The 16346-nt window shown below is 65.4% G+C and carries 16 protein-coding genes; 8 read left to right on the forward strand and 8 right to left on the reverse strand.

The features are described from left to right. Positions 1-12 precede the first annotated feature (12 nt). On the reverse strand, positions 13-1023 hold the full coding sequence (locus NL532_RS23385; protein WP_023727036.1) for a zinc-dependent alcohol dehydrogenase family protein: 1011 nt from the start codon (positions 1021-1023) through the stop codon (positions 13-15). Positions 1024-1129: 106 nt separating this feature from the next. Here NL532_RS23385 and NL532_RS23390 point away from each other — a divergent pair, with 106 nt between their 5' ends. Together NL532_RS23390 and NL532_RS23395 are read left to right on the forward strand one after the other, a co-directional pair. Then, positions 1130-2077: a LysR family transcriptional regulator gene (locus NL532_RS23390; RefSeq protein ID WP_023828781.1), complete on the forward strand. Its 948-nt coding sequence runs from the start codon at positions 1130-1132 to the stop codon at positions 2075-2077. Between the two features lie 92 nt (positions 2078-2169). After that, positions 2170-2670: a hypothetical protein gene (locus NL532_RS23395; protein ID WP_245270235.1), complete on the forward strand. Its 501-nt coding sequence runs from the start codon at positions 2170-2172 to the stop codon at positions 2668-2670. Positions 2671-2810: 140 nt separating this feature from the next. Here NL532_RS23395 and NL532_RS23400 read toward each other — a convergent pair whose 3' ends face one another. Genes NL532_RS23400 through NL532_RS23410 form a run of 3 tightly spaced genes read right to left on the reverse strand, consistent with a single transcriptional unit; the run spans position 2811 to position 5571 of the window. Further along, on the reverse strand, positions 2811-3701 hold the full coding sequence (locus NL532_RS23400; RefSeq protein WP_023828783.1) for a ribokinase: 891 nt from the start codon (positions 3699-3701) through the stop codon (positions 2811-2813). Next, on the reverse strand, positions 3698-4573 hold the full coding sequence (locus NL532_RS23405) for a MurR/RpiR family transcriptional regulator (RefSeq protein WP_023730361.1): 876 nt from the start codon (positions 4571-4573) through the stop codon (positions 3698-3700). The genes NL532_RS23400 and NL532_RS23405 overlap by 4 nt, the downstream gene beginning before the upstream one ends. Then, on the reverse strand, positions 4570-5571 hold the full coding sequence (locus NL532_RS23410) for a sugar phosphate isomerase/epimerase family protein (RefSeq protein ID WP_023672509.1): 1002 nt from the start codon (positions 5569-5571) through the stop codon (positions 4570-4572). The genes NL532_RS23405 and NL532_RS23410 overlap by 4 nt, the downstream gene beginning before the upstream one ends. A gap of 238 nt (positions 5572-5809) precedes the next feature. On the opposite strand from NL532_RS23410, the gene NL532_RS23415 reads away from it, so the two are divergent. Genes NL532_RS23415 through NL532_RS23440 form a run of 6 tightly spaced genes read left to right on the forward strand, consistent with a single transcriptional unit; the run spans position 5810 to position 11666 of the window. Then, positions 5810-6412 carry a CDP-alcohol phosphatidyltransferase family protein gene (locus tag NL532_RS23415; protein ID WP_023735447.1) on the forward strand — a complete coding sequence of 201 codons (603 nt, stop codon included), beginning with the start codon at positions 5810-5812 and terminating at the stop codon, positions 6410-6412. 41 nt (positions 6413-6453) lie between these two features. Next, complete coding sequence (locus tag NL532_RS23420) at positions 6454-8235, forward strand: bifunctional alpha/beta hydrolase/class I SAM-dependent methyltransferase (RefSeq protein ID WP_031202917.1); 1782 nt, start codon at positions 6454-6456, stop codon at positions 8233-8235. Positions 8236-8239: 4 nt separating this feature from the next. After that, positions 8240-9580: a phosphatase PAP2/dual specificity phosphatase family protein gene (locus NL532_RS23425; protein WP_023828785.1), complete on the forward strand. Its 1341-nt coding sequence runs from the start codon at positions 8240-8242 to the stop codon at positions 9578-9580. 10 nt (positions 9581-9590) lie between these two features. Then, positions 9591-10025 (forward strand): hypothetical protein, encoded by a 435-nt coding sequence (locus NL532_RS23430; protein WP_023828786.1) that lies wholly within the window; start codon positions 9591-9593, stop codon positions 10023-10025. Positions 10026-10028: 3 nt separating this feature from the next. Next, the gene (locus tag NL532_RS23435) at positions 10029-10697 is read left to right on the forward strand and encodes a lysophospholipid acyltransferase family protein (protein WP_023672504.1); all 669 of its coding nucleotides are present in this window, start codon (positions 10029-10031) and stop codon (positions 10695-10697) included. A 39-nt stretch (positions 10698-10736) separates the two neighbouring features. Continuing rightward, on the forward strand, positions 10737-11666 hold the full coding sequence (locus NL532_RS23440) for a phosphatidate cytidylyltransferase (RefSeq protein ID WP_031202921.1): 930 nt from the start codon (positions 10737-10739) through the stop codon (positions 11664-11666). A 10-nt stretch (positions 11667-11676) separates the two neighbouring features. Here NL532_RS23440 and NL532_RS23445 read toward each other — a convergent pair whose 3' ends face one another. The 4 genes from NL532_RS23445 to NL532_RS23460 form a co-directional block, all read right to left on the reverse strand. Further along, a complete protein-coding gene (locus NL532_RS23445) occupies positions 11677-13284 on the reverse strand; it encodes an FGGY-family carbohydrate kinase (RefSeq protein WP_023828788.1) in 1608 nt (535 codons plus the stop codon). Positions 13285-13403: 119 nt separating this feature from the next. Next, positions 13404-14132, reverse strand: a complete 729-nt coding sequence (locus NL532_RS23450; protein ID WP_023688988.1) for an SDR family oxidoreductase — start codon at positions 14130-14132, stop codon at positions 13404-13406. A 27-nt stretch (positions 14133-14159) separates the two neighbouring features. Beyond that, the gene (locus NL532_RS23455; protein ID WP_023828789.1) at positions 14160-15419 is read right to left on the reverse strand and encodes a sugar ABC transporter permease; all 1260 of its coding nucleotides are present in this window, start codon (positions 15417-15419) and stop codon (positions 14160-14162) included. Then, complete coding sequence (locus tag NL532_RS23460) at positions 15416-16240, reverse strand: ATP-binding cassette domain-containing protein (RefSeq protein ID WP_023688990.1); 825 nt, start codon at positions 16238-16240, stop codon at positions 15416-15418. The genes NL532_RS23455 and NL532_RS23460 overlap by 4 nt, the downstream gene beginning before the upstream one ends. Between the last annotated feature and the right edge of the window lie 106 nt (positions 16241-16346).

The raw sequence follows: 16346 nt of genomic DNA on the forward strand, positions 1-16346 counted from the left end.
CGCGCGCCTCGGTTACCAGTCGAGCTTGAACGCAAGCTTGCCGAAATGCTGCCCGCCCGCCGCCATGTGCGCGTAGGCTTCGGCCGCCTGCTCCTGGCTAAACACCTTGTCGACGACCGGGTCGATGCGGGCGGCGGCGATGGCGCGGACGGCGGCGCGAAGGTCAGATACCGACCCGGTGTTGTTGCCGACCACCTTCAGCGCCTTGATGATGATCGGCAGCAGGTCGACCGTGGCCTCGGCGCCGGTGACGAAACCGATGGTGAACAGCGTGCCGCCAGGCGCGGTGGCGTTGACGGCGCGGGCGAAGGTGGCGGTGCCGGCGGTCTCGACGACGAGGTCGGCGCCGAGGCCGCCGGTCAGTTCCAGCACCTTGCCGTCCCAGTCGGGCGTCGCGCGGTAGTTGATGAGATGATCGGCGCCGAGCGCCTTCGCCCGCCCCAGCTTCTCGTCCGACGAAGAAGTGATGATGACGGTGGCACCGGCGGCTTTCGCCAGCTGCAGGGTGAAGATGGAGACGCCGCCGGTGCCGAGCAGCACGACGACCGAGCCCGGCCCGACATCGGCGGCGCAGACCGCGTTCCAGGCGGTGGTCGCGGCGATCGGCAGTGTCGACGCCGCCTCGAAGGAGAGACGAGCCGGTACCGGCACGAGCGAGTTGGCCGGCAGCGCGACATATTCGGCGAGCGACCCCGGCAGCGAAATTCCGCGCATCTGTGTCATCTCGTTAGGCCGGGGCGGACCGCCGATCCAGCGCGGCTTGGCATGGGCAACGACGCGATCGCCGACGGCGAAATCCGTAACGCCCTCCCCCAGCGCGACGATCTCGCCGGCGCCGTCGGCGACGGGAATGAGCGGAAAGCCGGGCACGCGATAATTGCCGCTGGCCACCGCCACATCGACGAAATTCAGGCTCGCGGCGCGCTGGCGGATCAGCACTTCGCCGCGCTGCGGTTCAGGCGTGGCAATGGTGGTGGCGCGAAAGGCGTCCAGTTTGGCGGCGGTCAGTTCGATGGCTTTCATGGCTCACGCATTCCTGTTTAAGGGGTCAATCGTCAGGATTGAGTGAAGCTATCTGCTGCGCTACAAGCAGATAATCCGGAATTTTTACATTTGAGTCCTGTGCTTTATGCAGCAATCACACGACCCCGCCAGCCTTGCCGAAATGGCCGCCTTTGCGGCCATCACCGAAGCGCGCTCCTTCACCAAGGCAGCGTTGCGCGTTGGGCGCGACTCGACGGTTCTGTCACGCCGCCTGCAATCGCTGGAGGAGCGGCTCGGCGTGCGGCTGCTGCACCGGACCACCCGAAGCGTGTCGTTGACGGAGGCCGGAGCGGAGTTCCTGGTGCGTGTCCGCGCCATCCTGGCCTCGGTAGACGAAGCTGAGGCTGCTGCTTCCGCGCATGCCAGCGGGGCTCCGCGGGGCTTGCTGCGGCTGGCGCTGCCGGGAACCTTTGGCCGTATGTGGATCGGGCCGCTGCTGCCGCAATTTCTAGCGACGTTCCCGGATGTCAGCATCGAGGCCGAGTTCTCCAACCGGTTCGTCGATCTCGTTGCAGAGAACTTCGATGTCGCCGTCCGTCTCGGCGCGCTGGAGGACTCGCGCCTGGTGGCGCGCAAGATCGCGACACGGCGGCGGTTGCTGTGCGCTGCTCCCTCCTACCTCGCCCGCCGGGGCACGCCGGAAGCGCCGGAAGCGCTCACAGAACACGCCTGCCTCGGCTTCTCCGGCTTCCAGACCTTTCCAACCTGGGAGATGACCGACAGTTCGGGACGCCGCGTCAACGTCGACGTCTCGGGGCCGATGGTGTGCGACGATGCCGAGGTGCTGGTCGAAGCCGCGGTGCAAGGCCTCGGCCTGATGATGAGCACCGACTGGCTTGTCGGACGCGAACTCGCCGACGGACGGCTGGTGCCGGTGCTGGCGGACTGGACGCTGGCCGACGAAGGCGCGGTCTATGTCGTCATGCCCTCGGCCAAGGGACAAGCCGCCAAGACACGCGCCTTCGCCGACTGGATCGGCAAGCGCTTCGCGCCGGAGCCGCCCTGGACGTCGAGGCCGGTCTCAAAGGCTTGATCAATGGGGCGGGCCGGGGCTAAGACGGCATGCCGCTGTCGCGAGGCATTTTGTCCTGTATGATCTCGTTGAATGTAGCTTGGGAGGGGATCATGCAAAGTGCATTGGCGAAGTTCATGATGGCAGGTTCCGTTCTGGCCGCGCTGCAAGCCGCGCAGCCGGCTTTTGCCGCGTCCTGCAACTGGAGCGCCAAGATGGAAGAAGACGAAGGCGGCAGCGTGCTGACGGCTTCGGTGTGCGGCGGACCGAAGGCCGATGCGCATCTGATGCTCGTCTGTTTCGACAAGCCGGTGCTGAGCTACGATCTGGGTGCGGCCGGCCAGCAGCTGGAACCCGGCATCAGCGCTTCCTTCACCTTCAAGGGCGGTGACAAGAGCGTGACCAAAAAGCTCGACCTCGAGGCCATGTATAATTACTTCACGGCTGAGCTGAGCAAAGACGATCCACTGCTCGGCCTGTTGCGCAGCAAGGGCGACGTCACGGTTACGGCCGACAAATATGGCGAGAACAGCTTTCCGCTGACGGGCTCGAGCGCGGCCATCGGCAAGGTGCTGACGCAGTGCGGCAAAGGTTCGGCCGGCGACGCGGACTGAAGCTCCCTACTTTCGACCACGCAGCTTGGTCCCGCGCCTCCGTCAGGGCAAAGCCAAGCAGGTTCTCGCCGCGCCCGGTTTGCCGTTTCGCTCATCGACGAGGGCACGGGTTTGGAGGCGGCAATATGGGGCGCGAGTTTTCAACGCGAGCTGCGCTCTCCCTCCGGTGTCGCCACCAGCAAGGCGGCGGCGGCATTGGCCGTGGCAATCGCCGCTTCCATCTGATGGCCACGCGCAAGGCCTGCCGCGAAGGCGCCGACGAATTCGTCGCCGGCGCCATGGGTGCTGACGACCTTGACCGGGACGGCCGCCAGTGCGAAGGCCGCGCCGGTCCGGTCGCAATAGGCGACGCCTTCGCCGCCGGCTGTAACGATCGCCGAGGGGTAGGCATCGATAAGTCGCCGCGCGGCTTCGGCTGCGCCGGCGAGCGTGTCTACGACCGGAACGCCGGCCAAAAATTCCGCTTCGATGGCGTTGACGATGACGATGTCTATCAGCGCGGTCAATTCGGCCGACAGTGTTCGCGCCGGTGCGGCGTTGAGCACGACGCGGCCTCCGGATGCCTTCACCGCGCGCGCGGCAGCGATGTTGGCGGCATCGGGCACTTCGTTCTGCAGCAACAGCACTGCCGTCTGTACCACCACCTCGCCCGCAGCCGCGATGTCATCACCGCCCAGGGTGCGATTGCTGCCGGAGACGATCACCGCACCATAGTCGCCATCGCTGTCGAAGATCGCCACGCTCATGCCGGAGCCTGCGCCTGCCGCCACGCGCACGAAGCGGCGATCGACGCCGGCGCGATCGAGATTGGCCAGCAGCGCCGTGCCGAAATCGTCGTCGCCGACGGCGCCGATCATCGCCGCGCGCACGCCGGCGCGTGCCGCCGAGACCGCCTGGTTGCCGCCCTTGCCGCCGCATTTCGGCTGCCAGGCATGGCCGGTCACCGTCTCGCCCTTGCGCGGACGGTCGGGCGCGTCGACCATGATGTCGTAATGCAGGCTGCCGAAGACGGTGACCAGCGGAACCGTCATGTGCCCCGGTCTTTTCGCTTCGAGGTGACCGCCGACATGGTGCGGCCGAGATTGCGCTCCGCCGCCTGGTAGTCGCGCTGCGCCACCGCCACGAACAGCGCGTCGAGAATGTTGAGCTGCGCGATGCGCGCCGCCGCGTTTTCGCCCATCAGCGGCGAGCCTTGCGCGGTCGAGCACAGCACGATGTCGGCGATCCGGGCCAGCGGCGAGTTGTCGTAGTTGGTGATGGCCAGCGTGCGGGCGCCGCTCTTGCGGGCAAGATGGATGGCGTCGATGACGGCCGACGTGTTGCCGGAATGCGAGAAGCCGACGGCGATGTCGTCGGCGCCGAGCAGCGAGGCCGACATCAGCATCATGTGCGAGTCGTCATAGACCGATGCGCGGATGCCGATGCGCAGGAATTTGTGCGAGACATCGCGGGCGATCTGGGCGGAGCCGCCGACGCCATAGAAATCGCGGTTCCTGGCGCGGTAGAGCAGATCGGCGGCACGGTCGAAATCGTCCATGTCGAGGATCGCGAGCGTCTCCTCCAGCGCCTGGATCGAGGTGCGGAACACTTTCTGCACGATCTCGGCCGAGCTGTCGTCGACCGACAGTTCCTGGTGCATCTCGGCGGTCGGGAGGCGGCTGTATTCATAGACGGCGGTGCGGAAGTCGCGGTAGCCGGAGAAGCCGAGTTTCTTGGCGATCTTGACCACCATCGCCTCCGACACGCCGGCCTCCTCGGCGATCTGCTTGAGCGGAATGGTCTCGTCGAAACCGCGCCGGCCGAAGACGGTTTCCACCACCTTGGCCTCAAGCGGGGTGAGATGCGGCATCATCATGCGGATGCGCGGCCCCACGGCTTTCAGATCGAGATTGCTCAACGTCATCCACGTCCCCTCGTCTCCGGCCCGAGCATGGCTTCCTGGACGATAGCCTGCGACGTCACGGCGTCCTGGCTGGCCATCGCGGCGGACAGGCGGTTATCCTTCTCCAGCCGGTCGACAACGCGCAGCAGGCGCTTGACGGTGGCGATGTTGACTTCGCATTCGCGCACCGGATCGAGCCCGGTCATGTCGGGGAAAGTGTCGAAGTAGATGGCGCCGGCGTAGCCGTCGCGACGGATCTGGCACAGCAGTTCGATGGTCTGCAGCGTGTGCACCGCGCCGACCATCAGGCCGTCGTCGCGCTTGGCATAGCCATCGTTGAGATGGACGCCGAGCAGCTTGCTGTGGCGAGCGATCAGCGCCGCGGCGAAGGCCGGCTGTTCGTCGGCATAGAGCACATGGGCGAAATCGAGCGTGACGCCGAGATTGGGTAGGCCGACCTCGCGGATCGCCAGCAAGGTGGTCGCCGCATCCGGCATCAGCGAGTAGGAGCGCGGTTCGTTAGGCTTGTACTCCAGGCTGATCTGGCAGCCGGGATCATGCGCGGCAACTTCACGAATCCCCTCGATTTCGTGCTGCCAGAGCGTCGCATAGTCAGTTTGAAATGCATAGTCGAAGCCATCCTGGCCCAGCCACAGCGTCATCAGACTGGCGCCGGCCGCGCGCACCGCATCGATACCGGCCTTGGTCAAGTCGATGGCTTCGCGGCGCACCGCCGGGTCCGGATTGGTGAAGGCGCCTAGCTTGAAGGCCGGATTGGAGTAGTAACGCATGGCAAAGCCATTGATGGAAAGCCCGAAATCGCCGAGCTTTCGGGCGATTTCAGCCGGCTTTTCACTGACATGATCGGGGAAATTAAGATCAAGATCGGTCAACCCGTCGACCTTGGCCGCGCGAGTGGCCATCTGCAGCATGGACGGCTTGCCGGTGAGATCAGGCCATTCGGCTTGCGGCCGCGAGGCGAAGGAATTCAGGCGGGTGGCGAAGCGACTGTTTGTCATGATCGACCTTTCAGTGATTTGCTTCACATAAATACGAGTATTTGTAAAGTTATCATTTGCGAGGCGGTTTGTAGCGCGCAACATCCTGCTTGGCCGAGATCTTCGGCTGCGCCTCTGCATCCATGCCGGGAGTTTCGAGTCCCGCAACGGTGCGGATGCTGGTGCGAGCCCTTGCGCCCTGCCTGCCGATTGACCAATCTGGCCGACACTGTCATGAGCCGCGGTTGGGGGATCGCACATGCCAACGCTTTATCAACTGAAACCGGCCTTTCAGGCCAGGCTGCGGCCGTTGGCCGACCGGCTGGCCGATGCCGGCGTCACCGCCAACCAGATCACGCTTCTCGCCGCAGCACTGTCCATCGCCACAGGCCTGGTGGTCACTGCCTTTGCCTTCCATCCCCTGGTGTTCCTGTTGATGCCGGTGGTGCTGTTTGTGCGCATGGCGCTCAACGCCGTTGACGGGATGCTGGCCAGGGAACATGGACAAGCATCAAAACTCGGCATGTATCTCAACGAACTCTGCGACGTCGTCTCGGACCTAGCGCTGATCCTGGCCTTTGCCACCTTGTTCCCGGCCTGGGGTGTCGTCGCCTTCGCTATTACCGCCATGCTGGTCGAGTTCGCCGGCGTGCTTGGCGTTGCCGCAGGCAGCGGGCGCAACTATGCCGGGCCGTTCGGCAAGAGCGACCGGGCCCTGGCGCTCGGCGTCATCGCCTTCCTCATCGCCTGCGGCCTGTGGTTCCAAGCGATTGTGCCCTTTGTGTTTCCGGTCATGGCTACACTGTCAGTCGTAACCGCCATCAACCGGATACGCGGCGGCCTTAGAGCGGGCGGCGCATGATGCCAAAGCGTCAGGCGCCCGACCGCCAGAGGGAAACCATGATCCACCAGACCATTGCAGCCGGAGCACCGGCAAGCCTCGAGCGCATCGCGCTGGAGCGCACGTTCAAGAGCCATGACGGCACCGAGATCTTCTACCGCTACTGGCCGGCCGCCGGGTCGACGCCAAAGGGTGCGATCCTTCTGTTCCATCGCGGCCACGAGCATGGCGGCCGCATGGCGCATCTGGTCGACGAACTCGCCATGCCCGACCATGCCTTCTACGCCTGGGACGTGCGCGGCAATGGCCGCTCGGCCGGCGAGCGCGGCTATGCGCCATCCTTTGCCGCCCTGGTTCGTGACATCGAATGCCTGGTGCGTGAGATCGGCCGGGATGGTTTTGGCCAGCGCGACATCGCGCTGATCGCGCAGTCGTTCGGCGCCGTGCTGGCTGCTGCCTGGGTGCATGACTATGCGCCCGACATCCGCGCGCTGGTGGTGGCTTCACCGGCCTTTTCGGTCAAGCTCTACGTGCCCTTCGCCAAAGAGGGCATTGCGCTGTGGCAGAAGCTCAAGGGCCGCTTCTTCGTCAATTCCTACGTCAAGGCGAAGTTCCTGACGCATGATGCCGAGCGCATCGCTTCCTTCGACGCCGATCCGCTGATCACGCGACCGATCGCCTCCAACATCCTGGTCGAGCTTTACGACCACGCTGCCCGCATCGTCTCGGACGCGCGCGCCATCACCGTGCCGACGCAGCTCTTGATCTCCGGCAGCGATTGGGTGGTGCGGCATGGACCGCAGCACGAGTTCTTCGTCAATCTCGGCAGCAGCGCCAAGGAGCGGCATGTGCTGCCCGGCTTCTTCCACGACACGCTGGGCGAGCGCGATCGCAAGCAGGCGCTGGACCTGATCCGGCCATTCCTCGAAAAGCAATTTGCCACGCCGGAGAAAACCATCGACTTGCTTCAGGCCGACCGCGCCGGCTACACCCGCGACGAGGCCGAGAGGCTGGCCTCGCCGCTGGCGCTGCTGTCGCCAAAGGGTATCTACTGGGCGATAAGCCGCGCCTCGATCGGCATCGGCGCCTGGCTGTCTTCGGGCATGAAGATTGGCATCGCCACCGGCTTCGATTCCGGCTCGACGCTCGACTATGTCTACGAGAACGACGCGCGCGGCATCGGCTTCATCGGCCGCATGATCGACCGCACCTTCCTCGACGCCATCGGCTGGCGCGGCATCCGCCAGCGCAAGCTGCATCTGGAAGAGCTGATCGGCAACGCCGCCGCCAGCCTGAAGGCAGCCGGCCGTCCCGTCCACATGCTCGACATCGCCGCCGGTCACGGCCGCTATGTGCTCGATGCCGTCGCCAAATGCACTGAACCACCAGCAAGCGTGCGGCTGCAGGATTATTCCGAGCTCAATGTCGGGTTGGGTTCGAAGCTGATCGCCGAGCGGCGTCTGCCGACCAGCGTCAGCTTCCACCAGGCCGACGCCTTCGATGCCGACATGCTGGCCGGGCAAAAGCCGGCGCCGGACCTCGCCATCGTCTCCGGGCTTTACGAATTGTTCGCCGACAACACGATGATTTCCCGCTCGCTCGGCGGGCTGGCCAGCGCCATGCAGTCCGGCAGCCTGCTCGTCTACACCAACCAGCCATGGCATCCGCAGCTGGAGATGATCGCGCGCAGCCTGACCTCGCATCGCGGCGGCCAGGCCTGGGTGATGCGGCGGCGCACGCAGGGCGAGATGGACCAGTTGGTGACGGCTGCCGGTTTCGAAAAGATCGACCAGCGCATCGACCAATGGGGCATCTTCACCGTCTCGGTCGCACGGCGCGTCTGAGACCATGGCCCTGCCTGTCACTGACCCTGCCCCGGCGCGGGAACCCTATTTGGGCATCGTGCTGAGGGCCGCCCTTTGGCTGGCGCTGCTGGCGCCGTTCTTCTATTCGACCTATGGCTTTGCCAACTGGCTGGCGTCGCGGCGCGACCATGTCGGCAGCATCATGTTTGCCTGGGAACACGCCATCCCTTTCGTCGCCTGGACGATCGTGCCCTATTGGTCGATCAATCTGTTCTACGGCCTATCGCTGCTGCTCAACACGACCAGGCGCGGTGTCAACCGGCTCGCCGGCCGCTATCTCTCGGCGCAGATCATTGCCGTCGCCTACTTCATAGCGTTCCCGCTGACGGCGACCTTCGTGCGGCCGGAAACCACCGGCCTGCCGGGTTTCCTGTTTGCGGTGCTCGGTGGTTTCGACAAGCCGTTCAACCAAGCGCCATCCCTGCACATCGCACTCCTGGTGATCATCTGGGACCATTGGCGTCACGTTCTGGCACGTCACCGTCTCGGCGGCATTCTCCGCCCGGTCTGGCACGTCTGGTGTTTTCTCATCGGCGCCTCGGTGCTGACGACCTGGCAGCATCATTTCATCGACATTCCGACCGGCGCCCTGCTCGGCCTGTTTGCGCTGTGGCTGTTTCCGTCCAAGGGCGAGCTGCCATTCTGGGGTTTTCGGTTGACCGCCGACCCAAGGGCGCGGCGGCTGGCGGGTTATTACGGGCTGGGGGCGGCCCTTGCCCTGGCCGGCGCTGCCGAGGGCGCGTTGGTCTCCGCCGATTTTCTCATCCTGTTGTGGCCGGCATTGGCGCTGGCCATCGTCGCCTTCGGCTATGCTGGGGCCGGCGCCAAAGTGTTCCAGAAGGCAGCCGATGGTAGCGTCTCACTGGCCAACCGTATCCTGCTCCTGCCCTACCGGCTTGGCGCCCGGATCAATGTGTGGGTATGGACCCGCCAACTGGCGCCGCAAGTGGAGATCACCGACGGTGTTTTCCTCGGCCGGTTTCCGAGTGACGACGAGGCCAACCGCTTCGGCACAGTGATCGACCTTGCCGGCGAGATGGAACGGCCGCGCGGCGTGACCTGCCGCTGGATCAGCTACGCGATGCTCGACCTCGTGGCGCCGCCTCACGACAGGCTGGAGCGAGCGGTGGCGGCGATCGAGCTGGCGCGCCGGCGCGGCACCGTCCTGGTCTGCTGCGCGCTCGGCTTTCAGCGCAGTGCAGCCATCGTCGCCGACTGGCTGGTGGTGACGGGGCGCTCGCACACAACTGCACAGGCGCGCAAGAAACTCGCCGCGTCGGGCAGGCCCGTGCACCTTCAGATCGGGCTGGAAGAACCGACATGAGTTGGCCGGCATGAGTGGCGAGAATTTTCCCGAGAAGGCCGAAATATTCGCCGCCGGACTGATGGTGCAGGCGGTGTGGCCGATCCTGCTGGTGGTGGCGGCTGTGATGGCAACGCCGGTCATCGGCCTGGTGGCCGGGCCGCAGACGACAGCGCTGCCCGCGGCGGCCTGGCTGGTCGAGGCGGCGAGCGCCGTGGCCACGCTGGCTCTTTCGGCCGTGCTTTTGTTCGATGCGCTGCTGTTCCGGCTGATGGCAAGCCACGCCAGCGAGGCCGCCGGCGGTGCCGCAGTCGACGATGTGCTGACGCGCATGCGCCTGAAATCCACCGGTGCCGGCGGCCGCTCGCTTAACCATCGCATGGCAGGCACGCGCCGCCTGCTGACAAGGCAGCGCATGGCGCTAGCCATGTTTGCTGCGGCATCCCTTTTCGCAGCATTTGTTTGAGCCATGACCAAGCTTCACCTGCGCGCCAACACCTTCACCTTGCTGCAGACGGTGACCTCGGTCGGCCTGTCGGCGGCGGCCTGGGTGGTGACCGGCGTCAGGCCAATCTGGAACGGCAGCCAGCCGTCGGAGCGGCAGCGCATCTACTTCGCCAACCATGCCAGCCATGGTGATTTCATCCTGCTGTCGGCCTGTCTGAGTGAGAAGGTGCGCGCCCGGACCCATGCGATCGCGGCGGCCGAATATTGGGGCAAGTCGCGGCTGCGCCGCTTCATCGCGCAGGACATGCTGTCGTCCGTGCTCATCCACCGGCAGTGGACCGACGAAACGCAACACCCGATCTCGATCATGCTGTCGGTGCTCGACGACGGCCACTCGCTGATCCTGTTTCCCGAAGGCACTCGCAACACGACGGAGGCGGATCTGCTGCCGTTCCGCTCCGGCCTCTACAATCTGTCGATGGCGCGGCCGGATGTCGAACTCATCCCGTGCTGGATCGAGAACATGTCGCGCGTGCTGCCCAAGGGCCAGTTCCTACCGGTGCCGCTTTTGTGCCGCGTCGTCTTCGGTCCGCCGGTGGCGATCGCGCCCGGCGAAGAACGCCGCACCTTCCTCGAGCGCGCGCGCCAGACGCTGCTGTCGCTCAACCCGCGTCCCGATCGGGACCACTAGCATGACCAGGCAAAGAGACTTCGTATGACACTGCCGCCAATGCATGAAACCGTCATCCTGCTGGCCGGCCTGATCTGCGTGCTGACCATGGCGAGCATCGTTGCCGGTATCCTCTCATGGCGGGCGCCGAAGCCGCTGCCCTCGACGCTCGTCAACTTGAACCAGCGCATCAACGCCTGGTGGGTGATGGTGCTGGCGATCACCGTCGCCTTCTTCTTCGGCCGCACCGGCATGACCATCCTGTTTGCGCTGATCTCGTTTGCCGCGCTGCGCGAGTTCGTGACGCTGACGCACAGCCGGCGCAGCGACCACTGGGTGCTGCTCGGCATGTTCGGCATCATCATTCCCTTCCAGTACTGGCTGGTGTGGACCGCCTGGTACGGGCTCTTCACCATCTTCATCCCGGTCTACTGCTTCCTCTTGATGCCGGCGATCACAGCGCTCAACGGCGACACCGAACGCTTCCTCGAGCGGGTGTCGGCGCAGCAATGGGCGGTCATGATCTCGGTCTACTGCGTCAGCCATGTGCCGGCGCTGCTGACGCTCAACGTGCCCGGTTTCGAGGGCCGCAACCTCCTGCTGATCGCCTTCCTGATCATCACCGTGCAAGGCAGCGATGTGCTGCAATACATCTTCGGCAAGCTGTTCGGCCGGCACCTTCTGTCGCCTTCCGTCTCGCCGTCAAAGACCTGGGAGGGGCTGGTCGGCGGGCTGGTGGCATCGAGCCTGCTCGGTGCGCTCTTGTCGTTCCTGACGCCGTTCTCGCCGCTGGCGGCGGCAGGCGTCGCCTTCATTGCCTGCCTGATGGGGTTCCTCGGCGGGCTGGTGGCGTCGGCGATCAAGCGCGACCAGGGGGTCAAGGACTGGGGCCACCTCATCGAAGGCCATGGCGGCATGATGGACCGCGCCGACAGCCTGGTCTTCGCCGCGCCGGTGTTCTTCCACATCGTCCGCTATTTCTGGACGTGAGCGAAGCCGCTCAATCGCGGATCGCGCGGCCCGCCTGCTGCAACAGTTCGAAGGCGGCGAAGCGCTTGTCGTGCCAAGGCACCAGATCGCCGCCGGCCGGGCGATAGATGTCGCCGATGCGCGACATGCCGGTCATCGCCGCGATCACATCGGGATATTTTTGCGCCGCCACCGCCGCCAATATGGACGAGCCGAGCAGCACCGGTTCGGGCGAGGTCGAACCGGCGACGGTCAGGCCTGTGGTGTCGGCCAAAAGCTGACGTACCAGCTCGCTTTGCGCGGCACCGCCGCTGACGACGATGGTGTCGATGGCGATGCCTTTGTTGGCCATCGCCGCAAGGATCTGGCGCACGCCGTAGCCGATGCCCAGCAGGCCGGCGACATAGAGCGCGACCAGACTGTCGAGGGACGTGTCCATGCCAAGCCCGGCGATCAAGGCCTTGGACTCGGGATCGGCGAAGGGCGAGCGGTTGCCGAGGAATTCCGGCACGACATGCAGTCCATCGGCCAGGTGCGCTACGGCGGACAGGTCGGCGGACTGCTTCGCCGCCTGCTGACCAAGCCAAGCGGTCAGGCCGAGACCTTCCGCCTTGGCTTTTGCGGATGCCTCAGCCGTGGCCGGATGGAAAGCGACGAGGTGGTCGATTGCAGCACCCGCCGCCGATTGCCCGCCTTCATTGAGCCAAAGCCCCGGCACCATCGAGGAAAAATACGGACCCCAGACGCCGGGCACGAAGGCCGGCTCGCTGGTGCTGGCCATGGTGCAGGCCGAAGTGCCGAACACATAGGCCATGCGCGACTGCAAGGTGCCGACGGAGCCCTGCCCGCCAACCGTGCCGACTCCCCCGGCATGGGCATCGATCAGTCCGGCAGCAACCGGCGTTCCCGGCAGCAGGCCGAGATCGGCCGCGGCGGCCTCAGTCAGGCCTTGGGCAAGTGCCGTGCCGCCTTCGACGATTTCGGTGCCGATGCGGGCAAAGCCTTCATCGGCGAGCGCGCCGAGGCCGACGGCACGGAAATAGGCGTCGTCCCAGCGCCGCTCATGACCGAGATAGGTCCATTTGCAGGTCAGCGTGCAGATCGAGCGCGCCAGGCTGCCGGTTGAGCGCCAGGTCAGATAGTCCGTCAGGTCGAAGAAATGCTCGGCCGCATCGAAGGTGGCGGGCAGGTTCTCGCGCAGCCACAGCAGCTTCGGCGTTTCCATTTCCGGCGAGATGGTGCCGCCGACATAGTCGAGCACGGCGTGCTTGCCGGCATTGATGCGCTGCGCCTGGTCGAGCGCGCGGTGATCCATCCAGACGATGATGTTGCGCTGGCTGTCGCCGGAACTGCCGGCCGGCAACGGCGCGCCATCCTGGCCGACCACGACCAGCGAACAGGTGGCGTCGAAGCCAATGCCGGCAATGTCGCGCCCGGCAAGCCCCGACTCCGTCACCGCCTCGCGCACGCTGGCGCAAACCGCGCGCCAGATGTCCTCGCTCGACTGTTCGGCGATTTCGCCGGGCTCGATGAACAGAGCGATGTCGCGCTTCGCCGAGGCAAGCATGGTGCCCTTGCTGTCGAACACCCCCGCCCTGGCACTGCCAGTGCCGACGTCGATGCCGAGGAAGTGGGACATGGGAAACCTCAGAAGTTAGGCAGTAGGCAGTAGGCGAGATGGTCGGCAGTGAATGGTCAGTTGCAAGAGCCTCTCCCCATTCCCTGCTGCCTAACGCCTAAGGCCTAACGCCTACTGCCTCACAAATCATTGCTCTGCGGCAGGATCACCAGATCCCTGATGGTGACGTTCCTTGGCCGCGTCAGCATGAACAGCACGGCTTCGGCGACCTCGACCGGCTGAATCAGGCCGCCCTTGGCCAGTTCATCCTCGAGCTTGTCCTTCGGCCAATCGCTGATCAGCGCTGTCACCACCGGCCCCGGCTGCACCGCGCCGACGCGCAGGCCGTGCGGGGCGACCTGGCGGCGCACCGTATGGACGAAGGCCTGCACGGCGTGTTTCGACGCTGTGTAGATCGGCTCCCAGACCACGGGCACCAGTCCGGCGATCGAAGACGTGACGATGATGTCGCCGGTCTTGCGTTCGACCATATGCGGCAGCACGGCGTGGATGGAACGAAAGACCGCATTGATGTTGAGGTTCAGCATGCGGTCCCAGGCATCCGGGTCGCCTTCGAGCACCGGGCCGCCGACATAGGCGCCGGCATTGGCGTGGAAGATATCGAGCTGGCCTGCCTTGTCCAGGATTTGCGGCATCATCGTCGCGACGCTGGCCGGCTTCATCAGATCGATCACCAGCGGGATCGCGTTGGGACCGAGTTCGGTGCAGACGCTTTTCAGCGCGTCTTCGGCGCGATCGACGAGCACAACGCGAACGCCGGCGGCAATCAGCGCTCTCGCGCATTCCAGGCCTATGCCCGACGCGGCGCCGGTGATCGCCGCGACTTTTCCACTCAAATCCTGAGCCATTCTTCTATCCTCGTATTCTCTGTTGGTTCAGGCTCGGCCGTGGGAAACCCGCGAGCGGCGTGCCAGGGAGTCGACGATGACCGCAATTGCCAGAACGGCGCCGGTGATCATGTAGCGAAGCGACGATGACAGATCGAGCAAGGTCAGCCCGCTGGCGATCGACTGGATGACGATGATGCCGAGCAGCGCGGAATAGGCGCTGCCACGGCCGCCAAACAGGCTGGTGCCGCCTATGACCGCCGCCGCAATGGCGTTGAGGTTGACGTCGCCGGTGCCGGCCTGCTGGCTGGCGGAGGCCAGCCGCGCCGCCGACAGGACGCCGCCGAGGGCGGCAAACATCGAGCACATGACGAAGGCGCTGAGGTAGATCGAGCGCACCTTGATGCCGGCCCGGCGCGCCGCTTCGCGGTTGCCGCCGACGGCGGTCATCGAGCGGCCCCATTGGGTGCGGGTCAGCGCATAGTTCATCGCCACCACCAGGCCGACGAACAGGCCGAACATCCACGGTATGCCGCGCGCCTGGTTGAGATAACCGACGATCAGTTCTAGCAGGATGGTCAGGGCGGCGACGCGCACGATGAGGCCGCCGACAGACGGCGCCGACAAATTGACGGCCCGGCGGCGGCTGACGGTGCGCAGGCCGGTGATCAGCATGACGATGCCGGGCAATGCCGCCAGTGCATAGGACAGCCAGTCCGGCATGACCAGCAACTGGCCGAAATTCACCAGGTTCGACCCATAGGGCAGATTGATCGAGCCGGTGGAGCCCAGAATATACAGCTGCAGGCCGAGCACGGCGAGCAGGCCGGCGAGCGTCGAGACGAAGCTTGGCATGCCGAGCCGGTTGAACAGCAAGGCATAGAGCCCGCCGATGAAACCGCCGACGGCGATCGCGGCGAGGATGGCGAGCGCCACCGGCCAGCCCTGGTTGACCCACAGCGTGCCCACCATGGCCGAGGCAAAGCCGCTGATCGAGCCGACCGACAGGTCGATCTCGCCGACCATCAGCACGAAGACTATGCCGAGCGCGATGACGCCGACGGTCGAGCAGTCGAACAACAGATTAACGAGGTTGCTTGACGAAACGAACACCGGGTTGAGCGCGGTGAACACGCTCCAGATGATGACCAGGCCGACGATGACCGGCAACGAGCCGAGGTCGCCGGAGCGGACGCGGTCGAAGAAGGCGCTGATGGCGCCACCGACGCCGGCCTGGTGCTTGACGCGGACGTCGCTGCGGTCGAGCGCCGTCGACGAAGAGGTGTCCTGCTTGGGCTCCGCGCTCATGGCCGCTGCTCCTGGTTGTGCGCTTGTTCGGCGGCCTTGCGCCGTTCGGCGCGGCGCGACACTGCATTGTTGGCGGCGCCGGTGATGGCGCTGACCAGTTCCTGGTTCGAGGCGTCGGGTTCGAAGACGCCGTTGTTGCGGCCGAGCCTGAGCACGACGATGCGGTCGGCGACGGCGCGCACGTCCTCCATATTGTGACTGATCATCAGCACGCCGAGCCCACGCTCGCGCACCCGGTCGATGAGGTTCAGCACTTCCGCCGTCTGGGCGACGCCAAGAGCGGCGGTCGGCTCGTCGAGCAGGATGACCTTGGGGTCGAGCAGCAGCGAGCGGGCGATCGCCACGGTCTGGCGCTGGCCGCCGGACAGCGAGGCGACCGCCTCGCGGACGCTTGGAATACGCGCCGACAATTCGTTGAGCAGCGTCCAGGCGCGAATTTCCATCGCCACCTCGTCCAGCCGCAGCGGGTTGATCTCCTTGCCTAGAAAGATGTTGGCGACGACGTCGAGGTTTTCGCACAGTGCGAGATCCTGGAAGACGGTGGCGATGCCGAGCGTCAGCGCGGCGCTCGGGTCGGGCATCGTCACTTGCCTGCCGCGGAAATTGATGGTGCCCGAGCTCGGCTGGTGGACGCCGGCCAGAATCTTGACCAGCGTCGACTTGCCGGCGCCATTGTCGCCGACCAGCGCCACCACCTCGCCGGCATGGACATCGAGATCGATATCGGTGAGCGCCGAAACGGCGCCGAAATTCTTCGAGATGCCGCGCAGGCTGAGCACCAGCTCGCCTGCCGAAACCGGTCCGTCAGAGATGTCAGACATGGTGGCAAACCTTTCCGGATGGGCGGTCAAGAGTGACTGCGAACTTCCGGCCGCCGCAAGGGCGGCCGGAAAGCAGGATCAGGATTCTAGGTCATCCTTTTATGCA

It is taken from the genome of Mesorhizobium sp. C120A (assembly GCF_030323105.1).
Classification (GTDB): Bacteria; Pseudomonadota; Alphaproteobacteria; order Rhizobiales; family Rhizobiaceae; genus Mesorhizobium.